Source organism: Mesorhizobium sp. M0522 (genome assembly GCF_040321085.1).
Lineage (GTDB): Bacteria > Pseudomonadota > Alphaproteobacteria > Rhizobiales > Rhizobiaceae > Mesorhizobium.
Map to the genome: position 1 here is coordinate 35,395 of NZ_JAMYQW010000034.1, position 26,305 is coordinate 61,699.

28 protein-coding genes and 1 pseudogene are annotated in these 26,305 nt (G+C 62.9%); 20 read left to right on the forward strand and 9 right to left on the reverse strand.

The window, feature by feature from the left end; all coding sequences use genetic code 11:
* Positions 1-4: 4 nt before the first annotated feature.
* The 7 genes from NKI58_RS27705 (at position 5) to NKI58_RS27735 (ending at position 7,541) form a co-directional block, all read left to right on the forward strand.
* Complete coding sequence (locus NKI58_RS27705) at positions 5-1,288, forward strand: NAD(P)/FAD-dependent oxidoreductase (RefSeq protein ID WP_352788368.1); 1,284 nt, start codon at positions 5-7, stop codon at positions 1,286-1,288.
* An 84-nt stretch (positions 1,289-1,372) separates the two neighbouring features.
* Positions 1,373-2,260: an ABC transporter permease gene (locus tag NKI58_RS27710; protein ID WP_352724043.1), complete on the forward strand. Its 888-nt coding sequence runs from the start codon at positions 1,373-1,375 to the stop codon at positions 2,258-2,260.
* Positions 2,257-3,135 (forward strand): ABC transporter permease, encoded by an 879-nt coding sequence (locus NKI58_RS27715; protein ID WP_352579425.1) that lies wholly within the window; start codon positions 2,257-2,259, stop codon positions 3,133-3,135. The genes NKI58_RS27710 and NKI58_RS27715 overlap by 4 nt, the downstream gene beginning before the upstream one ends.
* Complete coding sequence (locus NKI58_RS27720; protein WP_352579424.1) at positions 3,120-4,190, forward strand: ABC transporter substrate-binding protein; 1,071 nt, start codon at positions 3,120-3,122, stop codon at positions 4,188-4,190. Before NKI58_RS27715 ends, NKI58_RS27720 begins: the two co-directional genes overlap by 16 nt.
* Positions 4,191-4,395: 205 nt before the next feature.
* A complete protein-coding gene (locus tag NKI58_RS27725; protein WP_023674050.1) occupies positions 4,396-5,004 on the forward strand; it encodes a cupin domain-containing protein in 609 nt (202 codons plus the stop codon).
* Complete coding sequence (locus tag NKI58_RS27730; RefSeq protein ID WP_352579423.1) at positions 4,994-6,079, forward strand: ABC transporter ATP-binding protein; 1,086 nt, start codon at positions 4,994-4,996, stop codon at positions 6,077-6,079. The genes NKI58_RS27725 and NKI58_RS27730 overlap by 11 nt, the downstream gene beginning before the upstream one ends.
* Positions 6,080-6,113: 34 nt before the next feature.
* A complete protein-coding gene (locus NKI58_RS27735) occupies positions 6,114-7,541 on the forward strand; it encodes an aldehyde dehydrogenase family protein (protein WP_352579422.1) in 1,428 nt (475 codons plus the stop codon).
* A gap of 127 nt (positions 7,542-7,668) precedes the next feature.
* Here NKI58_RS27735 and NKI58_RS27740 read toward each other — a convergent pair whose 3' ends face one another.
* Positions 7,669-8,154 carry an SRPBCC family protein gene (locus tag NKI58_RS27740; RefSeq protein WP_502897029.1) on the reverse strand — a complete coding sequence of 162 codons (486 nt, stop codon included), beginning with the start codon at positions 8,152-8,154 and terminating at the stop codon, positions 7,669-7,671.
* Positions 8,151-8,501 carry an ArsR/SmtB family transcription factor gene (locus tag NKI58_RS27745; protein ID WP_292659938.1) on the reverse strand — a complete coding sequence of 117 codons (351 nt, stop codon included), beginning with the start codon at positions 8,499-8,501 and terminating at the stop codon, positions 8,151-8,153. The genes NKI58_RS27740 and NKI58_RS27745 overlap by 4 nt, the downstream gene beginning before the upstream one ends.
* A 154-nt stretch (positions 8,502-8,655) precedes the next feature.
* Between NKI58_RS27745 and NKI58_RS27750 the strand changes: the two genes are divergently transcribed.
* Positions 8,656-9,006 (forward strand): ArsC family reductase, encoded by a 351-nt coding sequence (locus NKI58_RS27750; RefSeq protein ID WP_352579420.1) that lies wholly within the window; start codon positions 8,656-8,658, stop codon positions 9,004-9,006.
* 270 nt (positions 9,007-9,276) lie between these two features.
* Here NKI58_RS27750 and NKI58_RS27755 read toward each other — a convergent pair whose 3' ends face one another.
* The 3 genes and pseudogenes from NKI58_RS27755 to NKI58_RS27765 form a co-directional block, all read right to left on the reverse strand.
* Positions 9,277-9,633, reverse strand: a complete 357-nt coding sequence (locus NKI58_RS27755; RefSeq protein ID WP_352579419.1) for a DUF488 domain-containing protein — start codon at positions 9,631-9,633, stop codon at positions 9,277-9,279.
* Between the two features lie 57 nt (positions 9,634-9,690).
* Positions 9,691-10,946, reverse strand: a pseudogene (locus NKI58_RS27760) (aminopeptidase).
* A gap of 80 nt (positions 10,947-11,026) precedes the next feature.
* The gene (locus NKI58_RS27765) at positions 11,027-11,941 is read right to left on the reverse strand and encodes a LysR substrate-binding domain-containing protein (protein WP_352788378.1); all 915 of its coding nucleotides are present in this window, start codon (positions 11,939-11,941) and stop codon (positions 11,027-11,029) included.
* Between the two features lie 97 nt (positions 11,942-12,038).
* On the opposite strand from NKI58_RS27765, the gene NKI58_RS27770 reads away from it, so the two are divergent.
* The 3 genes from NKI58_RS27770 to sbmA all read left to right on the forward strand — a co-directional run bounded on the left by NKI58_RS27770 (position 12,039) and on the right by sbmA (position 14,912).
* Positions 12,039-12,242: a hypothetical protein gene (locus NKI58_RS27770; protein WP_352788381.1), complete on the forward strand. Its 204-nt coding sequence runs from the start codon at positions 12,039-12,041 to the stop codon at positions 12,240-12,242.
* A 122-nt stretch (positions 12,243-12,364) separates the two neighbouring features.
* Positions 12,365-13,519 carry a YbfB/YjiJ family MFS transporter gene (locus NKI58_RS27775; protein ID WP_352788384.1) on the forward strand — a complete coding sequence of 385 codons (1,155 nt, stop codon included), beginning with the start codon at positions 12,365-12,367 and terminating at the stop codon, positions 13,517-13,519.
* 115 nt (positions 13,520-13,634) lie between these two features.
* Positions 13,635-14,912: a peptide antibiotic transporter SbmA gene (gene sbmA / locus NKI58_RS27780; RefSeq protein ID WP_023716846.1), complete on the forward strand. Its 1,278-nt coding sequence runs from the start codon at positions 13,635-13,637 to the stop codon at positions 14,910-14,912.
* 26 nt (positions 14,913-14,938) lie between these two features.
* On the opposite strand, the gene NKI58_RS27785 is transcribed toward sbmA, so the two are convergent.
* Positions 14,939-15,931 (reverse strand): polysaccharide deacetylase family protein, encoded by a 993-nt coding sequence (locus tag NKI58_RS27785; protein ID WP_352788413.1) that lies wholly within the window; start codon positions 15,929-15,931, stop codon positions 14,939-14,941.
* 204 nt (positions 15,932-16,135) lie between these two features.
* Here NKI58_RS27785 and NKI58_RS27790 point away from each other — a divergent pair, with 204 nt between their 5' ends.
* A complete protein-coding gene (locus NKI58_RS27790; protein WP_352788388.1) occupies positions 16,136-16,801 on the forward strand; it encodes a tetratricopeptide repeat protein in 666 nt (221 codons plus the stop codon).
* Positions 16,802-16,807: 6 nt separating this feature from the next.
* A complete protein-coding gene (der, locus tag NKI58_RS27795) occupies positions 16,808-18,241 on the forward strand; it encodes a ribosome biogenesis GTPase Der (RefSeq protein ID WP_352828180.1) in 1,434 nt (477 codons plus the stop codon).
* 14 nt (positions 18,242-18,255) lie between these two features.
* Here the strand turns inward: der and NKI58_RS27800 are convergent, their stop codons facing one another.
* Positions 18,256-18,471 (reverse strand): hypothetical protein, encoded by a 216-nt coding sequence (locus tag NKI58_RS27800; RefSeq protein WP_352593222.1) that lies wholly within the window; start codon positions 18,469-18,471, stop codon positions 18,256-18,258.
* Complete coding sequence (locus NKI58_RS27805; RefSeq protein ID WP_352476622.1) at positions 18,472-19,227, reverse strand: SDR family NAD(P)-dependent oxidoreductase; 756 nt, start codon at positions 19,225-19,227, stop codon at positions 18,472-18,474. It abuts the gene before it with no gap.
* A 188-nt stretch (positions 19,228-19,415) separates the two neighbouring features.
* On the opposite strand from NKI58_RS27805, the gene NKI58_RS27810 reads away from it, so the two are divergent.
* The 6 genes from NKI58_RS27810 to NKI58_RS27835 all read left to right on the forward strand — a co-directional run bounded on the left by NKI58_RS27810 (position 19,416) and on the right by NKI58_RS27835 (position 23,513).
* Entirely contained in the window at positions 19,416-20,012 is a 597-nt protein-coding gene (locus NKI58_RS27810) for a L,D-transpeptidase (RefSeq protein ID WP_352593225.1), read from the forward strand.
* 199 nt (positions 20,013-20,211) lie between these two features.
* The gene (locus NKI58_RS27815; RefSeq protein WP_023722423.1) at positions 20,212-20,352 is read left to right on the forward strand and encodes a hypothetical protein; all 141 of its coding nucleotides are present in this window, start codon (positions 20,212-20,214) and stop codon (positions 20,350-20,352) included.
* Between the two features lie 137 nt (positions 20,353-20,489).
* Positions 20,490-21,089 (forward strand): hypothetical protein, encoded by a 600-nt coding sequence (locus NKI58_RS27820; RefSeq protein WP_031195118.1) that lies wholly within the window; start codon positions 20,490-20,492, stop codon positions 21,087-21,089.
* 159 nt (positions 21,090-21,248) lie between these two features.
* Positions 21,249-21,836, forward strand: coding sequence for a protein-S-isoprenylcysteine O-methyltransferase (locus NKI58_RS27825; protein ID WP_031195116.1), 588 nt, complete (start codon positions 21,249-21,251; stop codon positions 21,834-21,836).
* 10 nt (positions 21,837-21,846) lie between these two features.
* A complete protein-coding gene (locus NKI58_RS27830; RefSeq protein WP_352828187.1) occupies positions 21,847-22,626 on the forward strand; it encodes a hypothetical protein in 780 nt (259 codons plus the stop codon).
* Entirely contained in the window at positions 22,623-23,513 is an 891-nt protein-coding gene (locus NKI58_RS27835; RefSeq protein ID WP_352623001.1) for an SDR family NAD(P)-dependent oxidoreductase, read from the forward strand. Before NKI58_RS27830 ends, NKI58_RS27835 begins: the two co-directional genes overlap by 4 nt.
* 402 nt (positions 23,514-23,915) lie before the next feature.
* Here NKI58_RS27835 and NKI58_RS27840 read toward each other — a convergent pair whose 3' ends face one another.
* Entirely contained in the window at positions 23,916-24,833 is a 918-nt protein-coding gene (locus NKI58_RS27840; protein WP_352593231.1) for a LysR substrate-binding domain-containing protein, read from the reverse strand.
* Between the two features lie 120 nt (positions 24,834-24,953).
* Here NKI58_RS27840 and NKI58_RS27845 point away from each other — a divergent pair, with 120 nt between their 5' ends.
* Positions 24,954-26,273 (forward strand): MFS transporter, encoded by a 1,320-nt coding sequence (locus NKI58_RS27845; protein ID WP_352828182.1) that lies wholly within the window; start codon positions 24,954-24,956, stop codon positions 26,271-26,273.
* Positions 26,274-26,305 lie beyond the last annotated feature (32 nt).

The following is a 26,305-nucleotide window of genomic DNA, read 5'->3' on the forward strand; positions in this document are numbered from 1 at the left end:
ACGCTTGGTCTTACGGTTTTCCGATCCAATCTGGCAGAAGCCGCGGACAGCCACCGCGTTCCAGTCGCTTTTTCCAGCCGGCCAATGCGTCGATGTCGTTATCGTCGGCGGCGGCATTCTGGGTCTGTCAGCGGCCTTGCACGCTGCCCGGCTCGGCCTTGCCGTCCAGGTGCTGGAGGCCGGCGAAATTGGCAATGGCGCATCCGGCCTGAACGGCGGTCAGGTCATTCCCGGCCTGAAATACGATCCGGACTGGCTGCTGGAGCATTTTGGTCTCGAACGCGGCGAAGCGCTCGTCAACTTTGCCGCCTCGACCGCTGACACCGTCTTCGAATTGATCCGCGACGAAAGACTGGCGGTGCCGTTCGTCCGCAATGGCTGGATCCAGGCCGCGCATACCGAGACCGCGCTGAAAGCGGCGGCGAACCGGGATCGGCAGTGGCGCGCCCGCGGCGCCGATGTCCGGCTGCTGAGCGGGACGGAGATCGCGACGATGACCGGCGCGCAAGGCTATCTCGGCGGCTGGCTCGATCGCCGCGCCGGTGTCATCGATCCGCTCGCCTACACGTTGGAACTGGCGCGCGTCGCTGCAGCGGCGGGCGTAAAGATCGCCGAGCGCCAGAACGTGATGCAGATCAGCAAGAATGCTGGCATTTGGCACGTTTCGACGGAAAGCGGCGCCGAACTCAAGGCCAAGGCGGTCGTTCTGGCGACCAACGCCTATACCGGCGGCCTGCTCCCCGGCCTCGCCAAGACGATCGTTCCGCTGCATTCCTTCCAGATCGCGACAGCGCCGCTATCGTCCAATCTCGCGGCGGCGATCCTGCCGGACGGGCAGGCGGTTTCGGATTCGCGCCGCATCCTCGTCTATTACCGCAAGAGTGCCGACGGCCGGCTGGTGCTTGGTGGGCGCGGCCGCATGGCCTTGCCGAACGGCCCGGCCGACTGGGCGCATCTGGAGCGCGCGCTGCTGCGGCTTTATCCGGCGCTGTCAGACATTGCCATTGAAAAGCGGTGGTTCGGCCGGGTGGCAATGACGCCGGACCATCTCCCGCATATCCACGAGCCAGAGAAGGGTCTGCTGGCGGTCGTCGGTTGCCAGGGCCGCGGCATCGGCCTGATGACCGCGCTTGGCGAGCGCATCGCCTCCTACCTGTCGAGCGGCGACACCAGGCAATTGCCGTTCCCGGTCTCGCCGATCCGGCCGATTCCGTTTCATGCGTTTCGGCAGGTCGGCGTCGCCGCGACGATCGCCTGGTACCGGATGCTGGACGCGTTCGAACGCTGACGTTCATGCCCAAGCATGAAACAGCTTGACAATTTCACAAATATGAAAAAAGCTTAATCGATTTCAAATTTCGATGGACAGCCGATGTCGACCATCGTCGTAACGCAGTCGCTGCCGGAAACCCGGTCTTCGCCGGCCTTCCGCTTCGCCATGCTGCTGCCCGGCGGGCTGGTCACCTTCTTGCTGATCCTTTTCGCCCTCGGCCTCGTGCTTTTCCTCGCCTTCCGCGGCAATGACGGCTCGTTGCTGGGGGCTGGTTTCACCCTTGCGAATTTCGTCACTGTGGCCACCGATCCGCTGTACTGGACGGTGACGCTGCGCTCGCTGAGCATCGCCGGCCTGGTGACGCTGGCAACCGTCGTCACGGCCTATCCTGTCGCCTACTATCTGGCCTTTCATGGCGGGCGGCGGCGTGGGCTGCTGCTGTTCCTGCTGACCCTGCCGTTCTGGACCAGCTATCTGCTGCGCGTCTTCGCCTGGAAGATCGTGCTTGCCTATAATGGCGTGCTCAACTCGGCGTTGATCGAAAGCGGCATCTGGTCGGAGCCGACATTGGCCTTCCTTAATACGCCGGCAGCGGTCGTCGTCACGCTCGCCCACGCTTATGCGCCGTTCGCTATCCTGCCCATCTATGTGGCGCTGGACACCATCCCGAAATCGCTGCTCGAAGCCGCTTCCGATCTCGGCGCAAAACCATTCACCAGCTTCCGCCGCATCGTGCTGCCCAATTCGATGCCGGGCGTGCTGGCGGCCGCTCTCGTCGTCTTCGTGCCGACCGTCGGCGATTATGTGACGCCGGCGCTGGTCGGCGGCCCTGCCAGTACAATGATCGGCACACTGATCCAGGCCGAGTTCGGCAAGGCCAATGACTGGCCGTTCGGCGCCGCACTCGCCGTCGCCGTCATGCTGGTCATTCTCGCCGTGGTGCTGGTGGTGCGCTTCGCCGACCGGCGATACGGCAGCCGCACATGAACACCGCGCGCCTGGACGCAAAGCAAGGCGGCGGCTGGCTCGGAGCCTACGTCCTTGCCTATCTGGTGTTCCTGTATCTGCCGATATTGCTGATCCCGCTGTTTTCATTCAACAATTCGATCCAGGCGGCATTTCCGCTGCAAGGCTTCACGCTTGAGTGGTACGGCACACTTTACGGCAATTCGGCGCTGTCCGGTGCGCTTGCCACCAGCCTCGTCATCGGCGCCATTGCCGCCACCGGCGCAACACTCTGCGGCATCACCGTGTCCTATATGGACCTCTACGGCCGCTCGCCGCTGGCCGCCACGATCAGTGCCATTGCGCGGCTGCCGATCCTGATCCCCGGCGTCATCGTCGGCATCTCGCTGTTGATCCTGGTCAATCTCGCCGGTTTCGGGCCGTCGCGCATTGCCATTGTGCTCGGCCATGTATTGGTGGCGCTGCCGACGACGGTGGTGGTCATGCGCAGCCGCTTCGCCGCCATCCCGAAGACCATCCGCGAGGCAGCGCTCGACCTCGGCGCCTCGGACTGGACGACCTTCAGACGGGTGATGCTGCCGCTCAGCCTGCCCGCCATTATTTCGGCGTTCATGCTGGCCTTCCTGACCTCGTTCGACGAGTTCATCGTCGCCTTCTTCCTTGCCGGCACCGAGCCGACGCTGCCGCTTTATATCTGGAGCCAACTGCGCTTCCCGAAATCGCTGCCGACCGTCATGGCGCTCGGCACGGCGATCCTGGCCGTGTCGTTCGTTATCGCCGCACTCGCCGAAATCCTGCGCCATCGCGGGCTTGCCGCCACCCGGCGGCCAGCGCCCGCCAGCCTGTCAAAACCAGAAGAAACCGAAAGAGGAGAACTGCAATGGCATTCGACTTGAAATCGATAACGGCAAAGACAGCGAAAACCGGACTGGCCGCCTTCGCGCTGGCGCTTGCGTCGACTGTCGCCTTTGCCGGCGACAAGCTGCAATATTTCACCTGGTCGGGTTACGAGCTGCCCGACTTCAACAAGAGCTTCCTCGCCGCGCACCCTGATGGCGTCGAAGCCGCGACGTTCGGCGACGACGATGACGCCTTCACCAAGGTCAAGGCCGGCTTCCGCCCCGATGTCGCGCACCCTTGCTATGACAAGGTGGCGCGCTGGAACAAGGAAGGCCTGCTGCAGCCGATCGACACCAAGCGCATCAAGAACTGGGATTCGATCTTCCCGGTCTTCAAGAACCTGCCCGACCTGCAGGCCGGCGACGGCAAGGTCTGGATGGTGCCGTGGGACTGGGGCAATACCTCGATCCTCTACCGCACCGATCTGGTGAAGAACCCCGAAGCCAGCTGGAACCTGCTCTGGGACAAGCAATATGCCGGGCGCATGGCGACCATCGATGCCGTCCACGACACACCGGTGGTGGCGGCCCTTCTGGCCGGCGTCAATCCATTCGACATGACACCGGAACAGATGGACAAGGTGGCGGAAAAACTGCGCGAGCAGCGCCCGCTGCTCTCGAACTACACCACCGACATGACCTCGGTCGAACAGGCACTGGCGAGCGGCCAGCTGGTCGCGGCCATGACCTGGAACGCCTCGGCCACCTCGCTGAAGAAGCAGGGCGTGCCTGTAGAGTTCATGAAGCCGAAGGAAGGCATGCTGACCTGGGCTTGCGGTTTCGTCATGCTCAAGGACGCCAAGAACGTCGATCTTGCTTATGACTTCATCAACAGCCGGCTGGAAACGGATTCCGGAAAGTATCTGATCCAGGCCTACGGCTATGGCAGCTCGACCAGCTCGGCTTTCGCCGCCGTGCCAAAGGAGGAGTTGGAGAAACTGCAGCTGCCTTCCGATCCCGAGGTGATGCTGAAGACCACGATCTTCACCGGGCCGATGAAACAGAATGACGAACTCGCCAAGATGTTCGAGAAGGTCAAGGCAGGCGGCTGAGTTCGCTCTTCCTTCTCCCCTTGTGGGAGAAGGTGGATTGGCGCGCAGCGCCAAGACGGTTGAGGGGTGTTGGAAGGAATGAGGCGTTGGTGTTTTCTGGAACACCCCTCATCCGACCGAGCTTCGCTCGGCCACCTTCTCCCACAAGGGGGAGAAGGGAAGACCACGCGGCGCCGGCCAAAAATACTGTAACAAGGACGAACGAATGGACATGCTGGACGAAGCGGCTGAGAAGCCGAAGGACGACGCCGACGTCAGGGTCGGCCGGCGCGTGCGGGCGCTCAGGCTGGAGCGCAATCTCTCGCTGGCCGAACTAGCCGCCAAAGCCGGTGTCTCGATAGGTGCGCTAAGCCAGATCGAGCGCGGCATGTCGTCATTGCGGGTCCGCGTGATCTGGCCGCTTGCCGCCGCCCTCGATATAGAGCCGTCGGCGCTGATCGCCGACGGCAATGATGTCGGCAACGATCTTTATTGTGTGCGCGCCAACAGCCGGCGGCAGATCCCGGTCAAGTCGGAAGGCATCGCCAAGGCGCTGCTGTCGCCGCCGGCCGCCACGCTGACCGGCATGCTGGTGACCGTGGAAGCGGGTGGCGGCACCGCCGAAGCCTACGCTCATGCCGGCCATGAATTCGGCTTCGTCCTGTCCGGCGAGGTCGAGCTGGTGGTCGATTCGACCAGATACGGGCTGAAGGCCGGCGACAGCTTCGCCTTCAAGAGCACGTTGCTGCATGCCTTCCGCAATCCGGGCAGCGAGCGCTGCCAGATCCTGTGGGTCAACACCACCAAACCGTCCGAGGTTCGCGATGGCGCCTGATCCGCTCGTCCGGCTGGACAAGGTCTCCAAGATTTTCCCCGGCGGCATCATCGGGCTCGACGCCGTCGATCTCGATATTTCGCGCGGCGAGTTCCTGACCCTGCTCGGACCGTCCGGCTGCGGCAAGACCACCAGCCTGCGGGTCATCGCCGGCTTCGAGAGCCCGTCGAACGGCAGGGTCCTGCTCGAAGGCCGCGACATCACAGCGCTCAGGCCCTTCGGCCGTCCCGTCAATACCGTGTTCCAGGACTACGCGCTGTTCCCACACATGAACGTTGCCGAAAATGTCGGCTTCGGCCTGTCGCTGCGCAAGCTCTCCGGTGCCGAACAGGCAAGGCGCGTCGGCGCAGCGCTCGACATGGTCGGCCTTGCTGAAAAGCTCGGCGCCCGCGTGTCGGAATTGTCGGGTGGCCAGCGCCAGCGCGTCGCGCTTGCCCGCGCCATCGTCTGCGAACCGCGTGTGCTGCTGCTCGACGAGCCGCTGTCGGCGCTCGATGCGCATCTGCGCGAACAGATGCAGGTCGAACTGAAGCGACTGCAGTCGCGGCTTGGCACCACTTTCGTCATGGTCACGCACGACCAGACCGAGGCGCTGTCGATCTCAGACCGCATTGTCGTCATGAACAAGGGCCGCATAGAGCAGATTGCGCCGCCGGCGACCCTTTACGATCGACCCGCCACCAAATTCGTCGCCAGCTTCATCGGCACCATGAACCTTCTGCAGTCGCGCTTTGTCGGCCGTGACGGCGAGCGCTTGCGGTTCATCGCCGGCGCTCTGCCGCTGGAAGCGATTTCGGATAAAGGCGAGCTGCCTGGCGAGGGCACGGTGCGCACCATTGGCGTGCGTCCGGAGGACCTTTTGGCCACGACCGAGGCGGCGGCCGGTACTGCACCGGTGCGGGTGAACAGCATCGTCTTTCACGGCCGCACCTTGCGCCTTCATGCAGAGTTGGGGCAGGGGACACAGGTGGTGATCGACGCGCCGCGCCGGACAGAGGGTTTTCAATTCAGCGTCGGCGACGTGGCGCATATCAGCCTGCGCCGTGGTGCCAACTGCCCTATGCTGCCTAGCTAGTCTCACTCATTTCCAGAAAACCGGAGCACGGCCCATGAGCAATCATCTCAATTTTTTCATCGGCGGCAAATGGGTCGGCCCCGTGGTTCCGGCAACGCTGGATGTGATCGATCCGTCCACTGAAGAGGCCTACACCAAAATCTCGGTCGGCTCGAAAGCCGATGTCGACAAGGCCGTGGCTGCAGCCAAGGCGGCATTCCCGGCCTTTTCGCAAACGACCAAGGCCGAGCGCCTGAAGCTGCTGAAGCGTATCCTCGAAGTCTACAATGAGCGCTACGAGGACATCGCCCAGGCGGTCAGCCAGGAAATGGGCGCGCCGATCAGGTGGGCGCGCGAGGCGCAGGCCTGGGCGGGCAGGGCGCATATGGAAGCCACTATCAAGGCGCTGGAGGATTACGAATTCAGCGAGAAGCGCGGCACCACCATGGTGGTCAAGGAGCCGATCGGCGTCTGCGCGCTGATTACACCGTGGAACTGGCCGCTCAACCAGATAGTCTGCAAGGTGGCGCCGGCCATCGCCGCCGGCTGCACCGTCATTTTAAAGCCTTCCGAAATCGCGCCGATCAGCGGCATCATCTTTTCCGAGGTGATGGACGCCGCCGGCACGCCGAAGGGCGTCTACAATATGGTGAATGGCACTGGTCCGGATGTCGGCCAGGTCATGGCTGGCCATCCCGACGTAGACATGGTCTCGTTCACCGGGTCGACCCGGGCCGGCATCATCGTCGCCAACACGGCGGCCGAGACCGTCAAGCGCGTCGCGCAGGAGCTCGGCGGCAAATCGGCCAACATCGTGCTGCCCGACGCAGACTTCGAGACGGCGGTGCGCAAGGGTGTCAACGCCTGCTTCGGCAATAGCGGCCAGTCCTGCGATGCGCCGACCCGCATGCTGGTGCCGGCCGCCCGTCACGACGAGGCGCTGACGATCGCCAGGAAGGCCGCCGAAGCGCACAAGGTCGGCGACCCGCGCTCGGAGGAGACCAAGCTCGGGCCGGTGGTCAGCAACATCCAGTTCGACAAGATCCAGCGGTTGATCGAGGCAGGTATCGCCGAGGGTGCGACGCTGGTCACCGGCGGCCCCGGCCGGCCGGAGCACCTCAACCGTGGCTACTATGTGCGGCCGACCGTTTTCGGCCACGTCACGCCCGGCATGACCATCGAGAAGGAGGAGATCTTCGGGCCGGTTCTGTCGGTCATCTCCTACGATGACGATGATGATGCGGTGAAGATCGCCAACGACACCGTCTATGGCCTGGCTGCCTATGTGCAGTCCGGGGATATCGACCACGCCCGCAAGATTGCCAGCCGCCTGCGTGCCGGCCAGGTCTCGATCAACTATCCGGAATGGGACACGTTCGCGCCCTTCGGCGGCTACAAGCAGTCCGGCAACGGCCGCGAATACGCCGACTGGGCCATCCACGACTTCCTCGAGATCAAGGGCATCATCGGCTACGGCGCCTGAGCCTTCGACATCTGGCATTGCGCCAACCGTCGAAATTTGTTCCGAGCGTTGGTGCCTCGGCACCGGCGTTCGGCTGAACGGCCACAACGATTGCGTGGCCGCAATGTGAGTGCGAAGCAGGGTCGCCTCAGATCGTCTTGAGATAGCCGGCCAACTGATCCGCCACCGTGCCCCAGCCGTCGTAGAAGCCCATCTCCTCGTGGCTGTTGCGCGTGGCTTCGTCGCGGTGGATGGCGGTGGCGGTGTAGCGCGTCGTCTCGCCATGCGATTGCAGCGCTATGACGGCTGTGATGAATGGGTCGCCTGACGGCCGGTAGCCTGGCAGCAGCGCATCGGTCCACACCAGCCGCTCGTCCTGGACGATCTCGAGGTAGCAGCAACGCCTGTCGTTGACCTCCTTGCCGTCGGGCGACTGCATGCGGGTGCGGAACAGGCCGCCGGGCCGCAGGTCGATCTCGCAATCGGTGATGATCCACGGCTTCGGCGTGAACCATTGGCTGACATGCTCGGGTCTCGTCAGGGCCATCCACAGCAGTTTTCGCGGCGCCTCGATCGTCCGTTCGAGCACGAGGTCGAGCTTCGGATCGGGTTGGAACAACGGCACCATATTCATCTGTCTTTCTCCTTGAGTTTCAGCACGTAATCGTCGAACTGGTCGAGACGGCGCTCCCACAGCGCACGCTGCTCGGCCAGCCAGTTTTCCGCGAGCTTCAACGGCTCCGGCGCGAGCCGATAGGTCCTGACGCGGCCGGCCTTTTCCGAATGCACCAGCCCGCAGCCTTCCAGAACCCTGAGGTGCTCGATGAAGGATGGCAGGGCCATCTCGAACGGCTGGGCAAGCTCGCTGACCGAGGCGGGGCTTCGGTTCAGTCGCTCGACCACGCGTCGCCGGGTCGGATCGGCGAGCGCCCGGAAAATGCCGTCGATCGGCGGGGGGCTTTCGGTCTGCAGGCCCGTCATGGTCGTTTCCTTGCCTCAAATTAGCTCGGGAAATAGTTCGGAAGATTCCTTACTATTGGCAAGCGCGAAAATCGCGGAGCCCGGCGAGGCCGCTGGAAAACCGAGAGGCGCGGCTTTAGGGTGCCATCAGATTCGACTGGTCCGAGGACGCGTTTTGACGATCACCATGTACGGCATCACCAATTGCGATACGGTCAAGAAGGCGCGTTCCTGGCTGGCGAGTCACGATGTTGCCTATCGCTTTCACGACTACAGGGCAGACGGGCTTGACGCGGATCGGCTGAACGGCTGGTCAGGCAAGGTCGGCTGGGAAATCCTGCTCAACAAGGCGAGCACAACGTTCCGTGAACTGTCGGACGAGGACAGACTGGGCCTGGACGAGAAGAAGGCCAAGGCGCTGATGCTGGCCAAACCGACGATGATCAAGCGTCCGGTGCTGGAACTTGGCGATCGCATACTGGTTGGCTTCAAGCCGGACGTTTATCAGCAGGCGATGGGTGGTTGAACCCGGTGCAGCGGGACGGCGAGGTTTCGCGGCTTCGTTCCAGCTTGGGTTCCTCGCCCCCACGAAAGTGGGGGAGAGGTGGCTCGGCGAAGCCGAGACGGAGAGGGGGAGCACTCTACGAAAGCCCCCTCTCCGACCGCTTCGCGGCCACCTCTCCCCCGCTTCGCGGGGGCGAGGAACCCAGGTCTTGAGAGGTCGGAGGGAAGCACCCCTCTGGCCGTCGCTACGGCTTTCGCCAATCTCCAAAGTCACAGGACGCAGGCTCGCGCTTCAGTCCGTCCCACGCAAATAGCTCGCCAGCGCCACCGCATTATTGTGCGCCTCGTCATGGGCGCCGTAGAGCAGCGTCACCTTGCCCTCACGGAGCAAGGCGCGCAGTTCCGCCACCGCCTCGCCGTTCCGGTCGAGCTCATCGCGGTATCGCCGCTGGAACTCCGCCCAGCGCGCCGGCTCATGGCCGAACCATTTGCGCGACCCAGTGCTTGGCGCGATGTCCTTTAGCCATAGCGTCAGCGCCGCGTCCTCTTTGCGGACGCCGTGAGGCCATATGCGGTCGACGAGCACCCGCTGCCCGTCATCGGGCGCCGGCGGCTCATAGATGCGCTTTACCGCGAGCTCCATTGCCAACTCCGCACGGGCCAGCAGGCGCCGCTGCTTGCTGGCCTTCGTTTAGAGATCCCGGGCCTAAACCCACTCGCCCTTGCGCATCACCGGCACGCGGCTGCCGTCCTTATGGACGCCGTCTATGTCGATCTTGTCCGAGCCGATCATCCAGTCGATGTGGATGAAACTCTTGTTGCCGCCGCGCGCCGCGATCTCGTCCTGGCCGAGCGAGGCGCCGTCGACGAAGCACTTCGAGTAGCACTGGCCGAGCGCGATGTGGCAGGCGGCATTCTCGTCGAACAGCGTGTTGAAAAACAGCAGCCCGCTCTTGGCGATCGGCGAGGAATGCGGCACCAGCGCCACCTCGCCGAGACGGCGCGAGCCTTCGTCGGTATCGAGCACCTTTTGCAGCACATCCTCGCCCTTCGTGGCCTTGGCCTCGACAATGCGGCCCGCCTCGAAACGCACCGCAATGCCGTCGATCAGCGTGCCCTGGTAGGACAGCGGCTTGGTGCTGGTGACATGGCCTTCGACGCGCCTTGCATGCGGCGTGGTGAAAACCTCTTCGGTCGGGATGTTGGGGTTGCAAGTGATGCCGTTCTTGGCGGTCGAGGCGCCGCCCATCCACTCGTGCCCCTCGGCCAGCCCGACGGTCAGGTCGGTGCCGGGGCCGGTGAAATGCAGCGCGTGGAAATTGTGGCCGTTCAGCCATTCGGTGCGGCTCTTCAACGCCGCATTGTGCGCCGTCCAGTTGCCGATCGGGTCTTCGACATCCACCCGCGAGGCGGCAAAGATGGCGTCGGCAAGCTTGGCCACGGCGACGTCTTCGGCGTCGTCCGGGAATACCTGCTTGGCCCAGGCCTGATCGGGATAGGCGACGATGTTCCAGTTGATGTCGAAGCCGGTGATCTTCTCCAGCGCCGGCTGGTAGGCCATCGAATCGCCTTGTTGGCACGCGCTACCTTTGTCGGGTCCTGCGCCGAAAGCAGCGACGGGTCCTCGCCGCGCACGGCAAGTCTCGCCGCATTGTTGGCGAAGGCTTTCGCCATGCCTTCATAGAGCCACCCGGCGGCGCGGTCGAAGCCGGCATCGGCGCCGTAGCGGAAGCGCGCGAGCGTGATCTCGTCGTCGTTGAAGATCGGCGTCACAAGGCCCGCGCCTGCCTTGTAGGCGTGCTCGACGATCCGCCGCGTCAAAGGCAGCGCTGCAATAGACGAGGTCAGCACCAGATCCTGCCCCGGCTGCAATTGCAGCCCGACCTTGACGGCGACCTCCGCCAGCCTGTCGAGCTTCACCGGGTCGATGGTTGCGGAAACGCCGCGCGAATGTGTGGTCATGATCCTGCCTGCCGTGATTGGGGACTGTTTCTTACATAGACCGGCGCTACCGACCTTTCCACCGTGATGTGCTGGCAGGCTCAGCTGGCGCTCTCGAGCGACCTGAACTGCGCCATCGTCGCCTCGATCTCTTCGCGCACCCAGATCTTGAAATCCCTGACCTTACGGCTTTCGTTCTTGCTGGCCGAGGTCACCAGCCAATAGCCGAGCCCGCTCTGCGCCCGTACGCCAAACGGCGCGACAAGCCGGCCGTCGGCCAGTGCGTCGGCGGCCAGCAACTGCCAGCCAAGCATGACGCCGTGGCCGGCAATCGCCGATTCCAGGCACAGCATCGGATCGGTGAAGCGCGCGCCCTTCATGAAGGTGACCGGCTTCACCCCGGCCGCTTCGAACCAGCTCTCCCAGCTGATCATCGATCTTTCGTCGGTGATCGCACAGGTCAAAGCAAGGTCCTCGATCGATTTCAGCTTGCTGGCGATCACCGGTGCACAGACCGGAAACACCTCCTGCGCCAGCAGCAATTCGGCCTGCCCGCCCGGCCATTTGCCGTCGCCGAGCCGGATGGCGACGTTGATGTCCGAACGATCAAGATCGGCAAGCCGCACCGAGGCATCGATGCGCAGAAGCACGTTCGGATGGCGGGCGAAATGCCGCGACAGCCGCGGCAGCAGCCATTTCGAAGCGAAGGCCGGCGCCACCGAAACCACCAGCGTGCATTCCGAGCTTTCGTCGGCAAGCGCCACCGCCTGCGCGAGTTCGCGAAACCCTGCGCCGAGCCGCGCGGTAAAGACGGTGCCGAATTCCGTCGCCACCAGGCCAGCTGGCGTTCGTTCGAACAGCGCGCGGCCGAGTTGTTTTTCTGTTCGGTTGATCTGCTGGCTGACGGCGCTGACCGAGACGTTGAGCTCGCCGGCCGCCGCCGCAAGCGAGCCCAAGCGGGCGACGGCCTCGACGGCGCGCAAGCCGTTGAGATGGACACGGTTCAGCATAGCCATACAGTTTTTCTAAACTGGAGCGGCGGAAATCTCAATTGCCAGACGCTAACGAACGGCGGATTCTAAGTGGATTACGCAGAGTGAGGAGGCAAATCCGATGAAGATTTTATCATGGCTCGGCGCCTTTTCCCCGATCGGGATGCAGCCATACCGGCACGACAGCGAGGCCAGCAGCTGGGTGACCGATCCGCTGGCGCATCCGCTCCTCTATACCATGTCGGAGCGCGAACTCGCCGACATGCCGTTCAGGCTGACCGCGGGTCGTACTCACTACGAGACGGCCTCGACCTGCTGCGGCTGAGTTCCTGAACGAGGATCGTGCTTGGCACCTCAGGCGAGCCAGCCGCCGACGCGGCTGCGAACACTTCTGGCCCAATAAAAGGCGGATTGTCTCACCGGCAGGCGCACCTATGGTGCACCGCGATGAACATCGCTTCGCCTTTGCGCCTGGCAATCGCCGGCATGATCGCCCTGGCCGTCGCCATGGGCATCGGCCGCTTCGTCTATACGCCGATCCTGCCTGGCATGATGGAAGAGCTCGGCCTGTCGCCGGCCGATGCCGGCTGGATCGCATCGGCCAATTATCTCGGCTACCTCGTCGGCGCGCTTGCCGCCACCGGCGGCTGGGCGCAAGGCCGCGAGCGCCAGCTGATGCTGGCCGGCCTTGCCGCCACCGCGATCCTCGCCGGCCTGATGGGCCTGAGCGGCACGATGGCCGCGTTTCTCGTCATCCGCTTTCTTGCCGGCCTCGCCAGCGCCTTTGTCCTGGTCTTCATGACCAGCATCGTTTTCGGTCATCTCGCCGCGGCCGGGCGAAACGACCTGCAAGCACTGTATTTCGGCGGTGTCGGCCTCGGCATCGCGGCGTCCTCGGCGCTGTTGGCAGTCCTCGTCACCGAACATGCCGGCTGGGCGGCGGGCTGGCTGTGGTCCGCGGTGATTTCGGCCTGCGGCTTTGCCGCCGTCGCCTTGCTGGCCGGCGGCACCTCGGCCGCGAAGAGCGTTGCCGGGCCCGAGCCGGCGTTGCCAAAAAACCCTTCACTGGTGAAGATCATTGTCGCTTACGGCCTGTTTGGCTTCGGCTACATCGTCACGGCGACGTTCCTGGTCGCCATCGTCCGCCAGGGCGGCGGCGGCCGCGTCTTCGAAGCCGTGGTCTGGATGGTAACCGGACTTGCCGGTTTTCCCTCGGTCTGGCTGTGGCAGAAGCTTGCGGCCAGGATTGGGCTCTATGCCACCTATGCCCTGGGATGCCTGGTCGAGGTGGTCGGCGTCAGCGCCAGTGTCGTCATGGGCGGGCGCATCGGGCCGCTGCTCGGCGGCCTTCTTGTCGGCGGCACCTTCATCGCCATCACCGCGCTTGGACTGCAGACCGGCAGGCAGCTTGCTCCGCAAGCACCACGCCGGATGCTGGCGGTAATGACGGCCGCCTTCGGCCTCGGCCAGATCATCGGCCCGATCGTCGCCGGGATGCTTGCGCAGGCATCGGGTAACTTTTTCCTTGCCTCGATCGTGGCCGCCGCCGTCCTGCTCGCCTCCGGCGCGATCGCCTGGTCGGCTGCGCCAAAATCGCCATGATTATGGTCTTGCTCGGCACCGGGCGTCGGGTAGCGGGCATTTTCTTTCCCACTAATGTGTGACTTTATGCGCGCTGAACCCGCTGATTTGCGCATCGACCGAGGATTTTCCCACAGTGTTTGTATCGTTTTTTCCGCAGCCGAAGCTGTTTTTCACCTCGGCGGCCGTCTGGAGCCTTCTGCTCGTTGTTCTTTGGTTTTTCGGCGGCGAACACCTCGGCACGATGCTTGGCATGCCGCCAGTCGATCCGCAGGCAGCGCCTGTCATAAGCCCAGTGAGATTCCTGACGCCGTCATTCCTCTGGTTCTACGGATATTTCTTCGCTGGTATCGGCATATTTTACCTTTTTTGGGCGCTGTACGCCCCCCATCCCTGGCAGAATTGGTCGATCCTTGGTTCTGGTTTGGTTGTTTTTGTCACTAATTTCATCGTCCAGATAAGTGTGGCGCTGAACGATTGGCGTGGCATGTTCTACGACATGGTGCAGAGGGCCCTGACCACGCCCGGCTCCGTCACGCCTGCCGAGCTTTACTACGGAGTGTGGCAGTTCCTCTCTTTGGCGCTGGTCTATATGACCATCGCGGTTTTGAACGTCTTCTTCGTCAGGCACTATGTCTTCCGCTGGCGGACGGCCATGAACGACTATTTTACCGCCTATTGGCCGAGGCTACGTCATATCGAAGGGGCGTCGCAGCGCGTTCAGGACGACACGATGCGCTTCTCGAGCACAATGCAAGGGCTGGGAGTGAACTTCATCGATTCCGTTATGACCCTCATCGCATTCCTGCCCTTGCTGGCAGCTCTGTCTCGTCATGTCCCAACCCTTCCCATCGTCGGAGCGATTCCCTATCCACTGGTCATCGCCGCAATCGTGTGGTCGTTGTTCGGCACTGGGTTGTTGGCCGTGGTCGGGGTCAAGCTTCCTGGCCTGGAATTTCGGAATCAACGGGTTGAAGCCGCTCTGCGCAAGGAACTTGTCCTTGGTGAGGACGATATGGCAAGAGCGCAACCGCCAACCCTAGCTGAGCTGTTCGCGAATGTTCGGAAGAACTATTTCACCCTCTACGCTCATTATGTCTACTTCGACATGGTCCGGTATCTCTATCTCCAGGTAGACAATGTTTTCGCCACACTTATTCTTGTTCCGACTCTCGCTGTAGGCAAGATAAGCTTCGGCATTTTTCAGCAGGTCGTCTCCGCCTTTTCCCAAGTCGCCAGTTCGTTCCAGTATCTCGTCAATTCCTGGCCTACTATCGTCGAGTTGATTTCTATCTACAAACGTCTGCGCGCGTTCGAAGCGACCCTTGAAGGGGCACCGCTGCCGGTAATCGATCAGCACTATCTGGAACGGGAGCAAGCTGGCCTGCGCCCTGAGGATCAGCCAGCAAGCTAAGAAAATCGGGTGGCGAGCGCTTCCGCTCAGCCGCCCACCGCCGCCTGCCGTTCGCCTCGCCGCGAAAGATAATCGCGAAAACTGATGCACTCGACGTCCGCTTTGGTGCAGACCTCGCCGGCAAAGCGTTCCAGCGCTTTCCAGTAGGCGCCGTCGTTCATCAGCGTGAAGTGGAAGCCGAGCTCCAGCGGAATGCGCTTGCCCTGGTATTGCGCGTCGAAGGCGGCGCGAAAGGCATGATAGGTCCGCCCAGTGAACTCCTCCGCCATGCTCGGCCGCTCGAAGCCGCCGGAATGCCTGACATAGAGATTGTAGTCCATGGCGATCACACGCCTTGAGCTCGGCCCTTCCGGGATCTGCGGCAGCGAAAAGCGCGTGATGCCGTTGACGGTCGGCGGCTCGACCGGCCCACGCGAGACGCCGCTTGCGTCGAGCAGGAAACCGGCCGCGGGCAGCGCCTCGTAGAGCGCCTTGTTTGCCGACAGGTAGGGCGCGCGAAACCCGATCACCGATTTGCGGGCGAAATCGCGCCAGTCCTTCGGTTCAGGAGCAATGCCGTTGATCGAATAGGCGTTTTCGAGAACATGCTTGAACGAGCCGAACTCGCTCAGCCAGTCGGCTTTGCTCCAATCCTTGCCGTCGAAATGACCGCAGCCATGGCTGCCGATGTCGTGGCCTTCCGACGCCGCAAGGTTGATCTGCTCGAGCCGCTCGGCGACTTCCTGTTTGGAGGCAGCAAAGCCGATATTCGATTTGCCTTCTGTCTTGCCGGGCGGGGTGTATTCCTTGCGTGTCTCGGGCGACAACAGGAACACGCAGGAGACGAAATAGGTGAAATGCGCGCCTGTGCGCCGGGCCAGCGCCCGGCTGCGCTGCCACTGCGAAATGTCGCGGGCGCTGTCGAATGAGATGATGACGATCTGCTTCGGTTTTGCCGGCGGCGCCGGCGGGTCGGCAAAAGCCGCGCCGGTAGCAAGCGCGGCAATCGAAAACGCAACAACGCGGGACAAACGGGGCAAAGGCATCTGACCGGATCAAGGAATGTAGAAGCGACGCCTACCGGTGAAATATGGCACGGGTACGATCGACCTGTACGGCCGCCGTTGGCGGCGACTGCCTCGTGAATAGGCGATTTTCCTGCCGAACCCCTTCCATGCCGGCAAAATTTCGCTAAAACGCGGGCTCATCAACCGCCCCGGCCGGGGCATGAATGGTTTTGATCCATGTCGGACGACAGTTTTATCCGCGAAGTCAACGAAGAGATTCGTCGCGACCAGGCGCATGCGCTGTGGGATCGTTTCGGTCCCGCCTTGCTCGTGCTGGCCGTGCTGGTGGTGCTCGGCACTGCCGCTGTCGTCGGCTACCGCTATTGGGACGAAACTCGCGCCAACCGCTCGGGCGATGCTTTTTCGCAGGCGCTCAAGCTTGCCAATGACGGCAAGAACGACGAGGCGCTTGCCGCTCTGGAGGCGTTGGAGAAGGACGGCTACGGCGCCTATCCGCTGCTCGCCCGTATGCGCGCGGCAACCGTCAAGGCTGACAAGGGCGACGTCGACGCGGCCGTCAAGGATTTCGACGACGTCGCCGCCGACACCAAGATCCCCTCCGGCATTCGCGACATGGCTCGGCTCAGGGCAGCGCTGCTTCTGGTCGACCACGGCTCTTTCGCAGATGTCTCCAGCCGCGTCGAGGCGCTTACCGCCGACACCAACACGCTGCGCCATACGGCGCGCGAGGCGCTTGGCCTTGCCGCCTGGAAGGAAGGCAAGGCGGCGGATGCATTGAAGCTGTTCGACCAGATCGCCGCGGATGATGGCGCCCCGCGCAACACGCGCGAGCGGGCGACTTTGATGTCCGAGCTGATCCGTGGCTCGGGCGGCGTGTCGTGATAGTCCATGACCTTCAAAGTCGCCATCATCGGCCGGCCTAACGTCGGCAAATCGACCCTTTTCAATCGGCTGGTGGGAAGGAAGCTGGCGCTTGTCGACGATACGCCGGGCGTCACTCGCGATCGCCGCGTCCATGCCGCAAAGCTCTACGACCTGCATTTCGACGTCATCGACACCGCCGGCTTCGAGGATGCGGCTGCCTCGACGCTGCCCGGCCGCATGCGCGCCCAGACCGAGATCGCCATCCGCGAGGCCGACCTGATCTTTTTTACGATCGATGCCAAGTCCGGGCTGATGCCCGACGACAAGACGTTCGCCGAGATCGTGCGCAAGTCCGGCAAGCCGGTTGTCGTCGTCGCCAACAAGGCCGAGGCGCGCGGCGCCCAGGGCGGCATGCTGGAGGCCTGGGAGCTCGGCCTTGGCGAACCGATCCCGGTCTCGGCCGAACACGGCCAGGGCCTGCCCGATTTGCGCGACGCGGTGATCGCGGCACTTGGCGAGGCGCGCGCCTTCGGCGGGGACGAAGAGGCCGGCGAGAAGGAGATCGCGGCCAGCGAGGTGCTGATCGGCGAGGACATCACCGACCCGGACGCCGAGCCGGGCTATGACGACACCAAGCCGATGCGCATCGCCGTCGTCGGCCGCCCCAACGCCGGCAAGTCGACGCTGATCAACGCACTAATCGGCGAGGAGCGGCTGTTGACCGGCCCTGAGGCCGGCATCACTCGCGATTCCATCTCGGTCGACTGGGACTGGCATGGCCGCCGCTTAAAATTGTTCGACACCGCCGGCATGCGCCGCAAGGCCAGGATCCACGAAAAGCTCGAAGTGATGTCGGTGCAGGACGGCTTGCGCGCCATCCGCTTTGCCGAGATCGTCATCATCGTGCTCGACGCCACCATTCCCTTCGAGAAGCAGGACCTGCAGATCGCCGACCTGATCATCCGCGAGGGCCGTGCCGCGGTGATCGCCTTCAACAAATGGGATCTTGTCGACCATCCCCAGGAGTTGCTGGCCGAGCTGCGCGAAAAAACCGAGCGGCTGCTGCCGCAGGCGCGCGGCATGCAGGCGGTGCCGGTGTCGGCCGAGACCGGGCGTGGCCTCGACAAGCTGATGGATGCCGTCATCCGGACGCATCGAGTTTGGAACAGCCGTGTGTCGACCGGCAAGCTCAACCGCTGGCTGGAAGGCATTTTGGCGCATCATCCGCCGCCGGCCGTCGCCGGACGTCGGCTGAAGATCAAATATGTCACCCAGGCCAAGACGCGGCCGCCGGGCTTCGTCGTCTCCTGCTCACGGCCGGACGCGATGCCGCAATCCTATGTCCGCTATCTCTCGAACAGCCTGCGCGAGGCTTTCGACATGCCCGGCGTGCCGATCCGCATCGCCTTGCGCACCTCGGACAATCCTTTCGCCAGCAAGGCAAAGAAGCGCCGCTGAGCGCCACTGTCCCTTTACGCTACGTTGCGCAGAACGGGCGCCGGTTGCGTCTGCGGCAACGCTTCCAGCGCTGCCTGCAACAGGATGTCGCCAAGCCGCGCCGCTACCGGGTCGGGCTCGGCCTCCTTGCGATGCAGGAACAGCGCCATCTTGGGCAAGGCGGGCACCCCGGCGATCTCCGGCGTCATCGCCCTGACGGTGGCCGGCGTGAGTGGGGGCAGCCTCTGCACCTAATGGGCGGTGTAAGCTCCGTCCACCAGATGGTAGCTCCCAGTGATAAAGCTGGCCTGGTCGGACAACAGGAAGCATACAAGAGCCGCTACCTCTTCCGGTTTCCCGCGCCTGCCCATCGGCTGAAGACCTGCCATGCGCCGGCTGGCTAATGCCTCCATTTGCTCCGATAAAAGAGGCGTTTCGATCCAGCCGGGGCCGACGACATTGATCCGGATGCCCATCCTCGCATATTCAATCGCCGCAACCTTGGTTAATCCAACGACCCCGTGTTTCGCTGCCGTGTATGCGGACGCAGTTGGCAAGCCGACGGAACCGAGAACGGAGGACATGTTCACGATGGCGCCTCCGCCCCGATCCAGCATCGCGGCGATTTCGTACTTCATGCTGTAGAAAACGCCATTTAGATTGACGTTTATCAGTTTGTGCCAGTTGTCGAGCGGATAGTCTGCCGTTGCTTTTCGAATGCCGTCGATACCTGCATTGTTTACCGCCATATCCAGTCCGCCGCATTTCTGGACAGTGAACTCGATCAGCTTTTCCACGGCTGCGGCATCCGTGACATCTACCGCAAAGTCGTAGGCCCTGCCGCCTTGCGAGCTTATTTCGGCGGCTCTGCAGTGCGCTGCCTCGGCATCAAGGTCGGCGACAACAATCTCGGCTCCTTCTTGCGCGAGTTGCCGTGAAACAGCCGCACCTATTCCGGATCCTGCGCCGGTCACAATCGCGACTTTACCATGGAAGTCAGGCTTCATCGTCTCTGTCCTATGCCAATTTTGACATAACCGAACAGAGGCAGACGGTTATCGCAAGAAGTTTCGCTCCAATTCGCTTGTCAATCCTGTGAATTCATTTTGCCACCACAAAGCGAGACTTGGCCCGCAGGCCTTGGAATGGTAGAGACGAAGGCGGCGGTAGATGACCAGTTTCCTAGCAGGTAGAAATGGAAGAACACCACATTGCGCGCCGGGGGCTCGTGCTGGGTAGTCTGGCTCTGATGGTCTCCGGATGTACGTCGACGTTACAACAGGTGGCGGAGCCGATTTCATCCGCGTTCGGACCAAGGCGTGGCCTGAATCCTCGTTACCGACGGCAGCATGTGCGGTACGACGGAAACGAGCCGGCCGGAACGATCGTCGTCGATACTTCGCAACGTTTTCTCTATGCCGTCGAGACGGACGGGTGGGCGACGCGCTACGGCGTCGGCGTCGGCGAGCAGGGACTTTCGTTCAAGGGTACAGCGACCGTCGGCCGCAAGGCGGACTGGCCGTCGTGGACACCCACCGCCAGCATGATGAAGCGCAAGCCGCGCCTGGTGAAGTATGCAGGGGGGGTCCCTGGCGGACCAAACAACCCGCTTGGTGCGCGTGCCCTTTATCTCTATCGCGACGGGCGCGACACCCACTTCCGGATACATGGTACAAACGAGCCGTGGACGATAGGCACAGCAGTATCGAACGGGTGCATCCGTATGATCGATGACGACGTCATTGACCTCTACGACCGTACTCCTTTGGGCACGACGGTGGTGGTTGTTTGATGGTGGGCAGGCCTGATCTCCGTTGGATGGTGAACCTGCCAGCACGTCACCGCAAAGGTGCCGCCTGGAACCGGGTGCCAACTGTGTCATTTCTGCACTAGGCGTTGATGTAGATCGCGGGTAGCTTGGCGGGGCTGCATATTGTTTTTATTTGTGGCGATTCCATAGGCTGTTCCGCCCTCGGGGAAAGGATTGCTTGATGAACAGGATGTTGATTGTAATGGTTGCCACCCTCGCCGTTGCCAGCCTGAGCGGCTGCGCGAATGGCATGATCGGCAAAGGAAAGGGGAAGGCTCCTCCGCCGGAACCCGCTGCCGTAGAGGAGCCCGTGATTAAATAAGGACCGGCTTTCGGTTATTCGGGAAGGGCCGCCAGGCCCTTCCCAATCGATATGCAGGGGCCAGCCGGATTCGTAGCCTACGTGCGTTAGCGGGCATAGGTTGGCGCTAGGCCTGCGGTCCTCGGAGTTCTGGATAGATGACGCTAGTAAGTGGCCGTTCAACAATTGTGGCCCTGCTCGCACTTGTCGCAGCGTCATGTCAGTCGCAGGACAGCAAGCCCCAGCCGACTTTTGTGTCCAATGATAAGGCACTGAGAACCGCGGCGATGCCGGCGCGCGCGGCGGCGTCAACTCAAGCCCAGCGGTATTTCATCGAGTTCCGCTCCCGGTACGCCCTTACCTACGGCCATTCCTACGTGATTTTTGGACGATTGAACCAGGCCGGACGGATGGTCAACCCCGAAGTGGCGGGCCTCGCTCCGAAGTCCGGTGATCCCAATGTCTATGTTCTCGGCCATTTGGCGCCCGTGCCAGCCTCGACCGGGTGGACGGACGGCGACCTGGAAGATGCTTACCGGTCGGCAAGCTGGCGTGTATTACTTACCGAAGCCGAATATAGGAAAGTCGTCGCGAGCATACGAAGGCTGCAGGCCAGTTCTCCGCTTTGGCACGCGTCGCTCTACAACTGCAACGCATTCGTAGCGGACATCGCTAGATCCATGGGGTATAAGACCCCCGGTATCTGGCTCCGGCCGCAACAATTCATAACCAAGCTTCGGGAGATGAACGCGGGTTGAAATGCGATTGGCAAAACCCGCTTTCGCGCCCATTCGCCCGGTTAAGTGCGAAGGGAACGCGCTCTGAATGTCTACGGTCGACAACTCGGACGGTGACATCGTTGCGACGGCTTATCATCGTCCCAGATCGAGAAAAGGCTCCGGTGACGTGACGTGACCATTGCTGTAGCCTCAGTTGGCGAGATCATATGGGTGATCGGCATCGTTGCTTGGTACGTGATCCGGTATCCGTTCGAGCGCCGGGCAAGGCGCGTGCGAATTGTAGCTGGCGGCAGCTCAAGTTCCGACACCGTCGGGCTTGTATCGGCTCTCCTTGGCCTGGCAATCCTGCCTGGCTTCTATGTCGCTACCGGCATCCCCGGAGCGGCTGATCATCCGGCCAGCGTGTGGTCGGTGGCGCTCGGAACCATCATCTTCTGCTCAGCGCTGTGGATTTTTCGCTTATCCCACAAGGAACTTGGCCGTAACTGGTCGATTACGCTCGAGATTCGCGAACGGCATGAACTGGTCAGCGCCGGGCCATACGCCTTGGTCCGTCACCCTATGTACACCTCTTTCCTGCTTATGGGGCTCGGCCAGCTCTTTCTGCTGCCGAACTGGGTTGCGGGCATATCGGGTTTGATTGGTTTCGCAGTCCTTTTCCTGCTGAGAGTGGATAAGGAAGAGCGTATGATGCTGGAGAATTTAGGCTCGCAATACCGTGTCTATATGGAAAGGACCAAGCGGATATTCCCTTATCTTTATTAGAGGTCGTTTTATGCGAGGCCGAGCCCTCAAGCTTTCCGCGCCCCGGCGCCTTGTTGGCGATCTGATGAGGTTTTCGATCGGCGTGCCACGGGTCGCGGTGCAGCGTCAGATGAATCTCGGCCCACTCGTAAGGGCTAGAATGGCGCGGCAGACCAGGCCCTCGTGGACCGCTATCTTCCTGAAAGGGTATGCGCTTCTTGCCCTAGAGATGCCGGAGCTGCGGCGCGCCTATGTCAAGTTGCCTTGGCCGCAGCTTTACGAGTATCCGGCAAGCGTAGCCTCGATTGCCCACGAGCGCGAATATGATGGCGAGCCGGCCGTTCTGCTGAGCCGCATCAAATGCCCGGAGCGCTACTCCATCACGGAACTTGAGGGATCCATCCACGCGGCTCGATCACGGCCGATCCAGGAGGTCCCGGAGTTTCGGCGTGCCTTGCGGGTGGCAGGTGCGCCCGCGCCAGTCAGGTGGCTGCTTATGTGGCTAGGGTTGAACATCGCCCGGCAAAGGGCAAATTACTTCGGTACCTTCCAACTGTCCGTCTATTCTGGCCTCGGTGCGGAATCACTCAACCCGCTGACACCACTGACCACCCTTCTCAACTACGGTCCGATCGGCAAAGACGGATCGGTGAATGTCCGCATCCACTACGATCACCGGGTCATGGATGGAGCGAACGTCGCACGAGCACTGGAGAGATTCGAAAAGATTCTGAACGGCACTGTCGCCAATGAAGTGGTGCTGCTCGGTCAAGATGTTTCCGCTCCTGCAAGACAGAGGAACGCGACGTGATTTCGCACTGTGAATTCCGGCCAGCTATCGTCGTGATTGGCGGCTCGGGTGGAATTGGCCGGGCGATTGCGTGCGTCGCTGCAAGGGAGCGCGGTGCGGTTGTGCTGGTTGCCCGCTCGCCTGAGGGTTTGGCCGGCGCGGCGTCTGAGGTTAGGGAGGCGGGCGGCGAGGCATTCACGCTCGAGTTGGATCTCGTGGCAGGCGATGCGCCAACTCGCCTGGAGGGCTTTCTGTCCGCACACGGCCTGGTCTGTGATGTCCTGGTCAACAGCGCCGGCTATGGCCTGCGGGGCGCGACGACGGCGCTGCCTATTGATGGTCAACTCGGCATCATCGATCTCAATATACATTCCCTCACAGAACTGACCCTTCATTTTCTGCCGGGAATGGTGGCGCGCCGACGGGGCGGGGTGCTCAATCTCAGTTCCGTGGCCGGGTTCGTTCCCGGGCCTTATATGGCTCTGTACTTCGCTAGCAAAGCTTTCGTGCGCTTCTTCTCAGAGGCGCTTCACCAGGAATTGCGCCGAACCGGCGTGACGGTCACATGCGTTGCACCAGGCCCGGTGCCGACGGAGTTTCTCGCAAGGTCAGGCGCCAATCAGACGGTGCTCTTCAACATCTTGCCCAAGGTGGATCCGGAGTATGTAGCCGAACGGGCGTGGCGAGGGTTCAAATCGGGTCGTCGCCTAGTCGTACCGGGAATCTCGGCCAAGTTGGCTGCCCTTGCGGCAGCGCTCCTGCCTTCCGCAGCGCTGCTGCCCCTGGTTGGCCGTCTGCAACGCCGCGGCAATGATCAATGTCCTTGCGGTTCAGGTATAAAGTTCAAGAAATGCTGCGGTACCCGCCAGATTCAGCTACGCCGGGGCCCTCGGGGAATTATCCCCTGACCGGACCAGCGTGCACCGAAAAACCTCATTGAAGCGAGAGACCGCTCGCCGATGACGGGTGTTAAGCATGTTGGTAGCATAGAGGCGAGGCTTTCGACATGCCCGGCGTGCCGATCCGCATCGCCTTGCGCACGTCGGACCACCCGTTCGCCAGCAGGGCGAAGAAGCGCCGTTAGATCATCATTCGCGGAACCTTGCGAGACGTCGGCGGGACAGCGCCCCCTCTGCCCTGCCGGGCATCTCCCCCATTTGGGGGAGATTGGCCGTCCTCTCCGCTTTAGCCAATCTCCAGCGCCGAAAGACGGGTGGGACGGCGAAGCTGCTAGTCTAATCTCCCCCCTCGTGGGGGAGATGTCCGGCAGGACAGAGGGGGGCGCGAGGGATCGCGAGCGCTCGTCTGCGCTAAGCCGCTTTCCTCAGACCATCCGCGTCGCCACTTCCCGGCAACGCTTCCAGCGCCGCCTGCAGCAGGATGTCGCCAAGCCGCGCCGCTACCGGGTCGGGCTCGGCCTCCTTGCGATGCAGGAACAGCGCCATCTTGGGCAAAGCGGGCAGCCCGGCGATCTCCGGCGTCATCGCCCTGACGGTGGCCGGCAGGCCGATATCGGTGCGGATCGTCAGTCCGAGCCCGGCGGCGACGGCTGCCCAGATGCCGCCAAGGCTCGGGCTGGAGAAGGCCATCCGCCATGCCAGGCCGGCGCGGTCGAGCGTTTCGGTCGCCACGCTGCGCAGCAGGCACGGCGCTTCGAGCGCCACCAGCGGCAACGCCTCGCCATCGCGCAGGCTGGTCTCGATCTGTTTTGCCGGGCCGATCCAGCGCATCTGGACGTCGGCTACATGCCGGCTGTAGGGCAGCGTCGCGCCATTGTGCCAGGCAAGCGCGATATCGAGGCTGCCCGAAATGATCCGTTCGGCAAGCTCATGGCTGCGTGCGATCCTGGCCTCGATCTTGACCTTGGGATGGGCGCGGGTGAAGCGCCCGAGCACCTCCGGCAGCACCGCCTCGCCGAAATCCTCCTGTAGCCCAAGCCGCACCCAACCCTCCAGCTCGACATCGTGGATGGCGGAGGCGGCCTCGTCATTGAGCTCGATCAGCCGCCGCGCGTAGCCGAGCATGGTCTCGCCCGCGTCCGTCAGCACCAGACCACGCCCAGATTTACGGAAGATCGGCGTCGCCGCCTGCTCCTCCAGCTTCTTCAATTGCGCACTGATTGCCGAGGTCGAGCGGCCGAGCCGGTCGGCGGCCTTGGCGAAGCTGCCCAGCTCCATGCCGGTGACGAAGCTGCGCAGGACTTCGAGATCGAATGTCACGCGTCGCATGCCAATAATCCTGATATTCGGGACATTACGTCAAAAACTTCCTGATATTCAGTACGAAGCTATGGCGGTAGAGAGAGCGCGTCAAGACCGAATGCAGCCGACCCATGCAGGAGCTGAACCATGTCCGCTGTCGCCACACGAGCAGATTGCAAACCGCTTCGCCCGGCCGCCGTTGCCGCCCCGTCAGAAGCGGCGGCACTTCGACCCAATCATCGCTGGAAGGTGCTGGGCATCGGCGTCGCCGCCAATGCCTGCTTTTCCGCGACCTTCTCCGGCATTCCGGCGACGGCGGTGTGCCTGCGCTCGGGCTACCATCTCTCCAATGGCGAACTCGGCCTGGCGCTTGGCCTTCTCGGCCTGGGCGTGGCGCTGAGCGAATTGCCGTGGGGGCTGCTGACCGATCGCTGGGGCGACCGCCGCGTTCTGCTGACGGGGCTCGGCGCAACCGCGGTTTGGCTGCTTGTCATGGCCGCGCTGGTCGTGCCGTCACCGGCCCATATTCCCGGCATCGCGCTTCTCGCCGCTGCCCTGCTGGTCACCGGATTGCTCGGCGGCAGCGTCAACGGCTCCAGCGGCCGCGCCATCATGGCCTGGTTCGGCGAAGGCGAGCGCGGCTTTGCCATGAGCATCAGGCAGACGGCGGTGCCGCTTGGCGGCGGGCTTGGCGCGCTCGTGCTGCCATCGCTCGCTTCAGCCCATGGCTTCACGGCAGTCTTCGGACTTCTGGCGGCTGCATCCGCGGTCTCGACCTCGCTCGCCTGGCGCTGGCTGCATCAGCCGCCGGCGCATGACGATGCCAATTCGGGCAGCATGGCATTGTCGGCCGGCCCGGCGCCGCTGCGCAACCCGGCCGTCTGGCGCATCGCAACAGCCATCGGCCTGCTTTGCTTTCCGCAGGTGGCGGTGCTTACATTTGCTTCCGTGTTCCTGCATGATTTCGCCGGCATGGGAACAGCCGTGATCAGCGCCAGCCTGGCTGCCGTGCAGGTCGGCGCCATGGTCATGCGCGTCTGGAGCGGCCGCTACACCGACCGTCACGGCAACCGCCGGTCGTTCCTGCGTCTGTGCAGCATGCTGAGCGTGGCCGCCTTCACCGTGCTTGCGGCGCTCGTCTTGTTTTCGGCCCAATTCTTGTCAGGCCAAGCGCCGATGCTGTCGCCGGCGATGGTCGCGATGCTGGTCGTGGCCGGCATCTGCGTCTCCTCCTGGCATGGCGTCGCCTACACCGAGCTTGCGACGCTGGCCGGCGCGAGCCAGGCCGGAACGGCGCTCGGCCTTGCCAACAGCCTGGTCTTCATTGCCTTCTTCCTGGTGCCGATCGCCATTCCCGGACTTCTCGTGCTCTGCTCGTGGGCAGGCGTCTGGCTGGGTGCGGCTATTTGCGCGCTGATCGCCTGGCCGATCTTTCTTCCGTCAAGCGATGGCCGCAAAAGCGCCTGACTTCGACACGAGATGGGAAAACAACGTTCTAA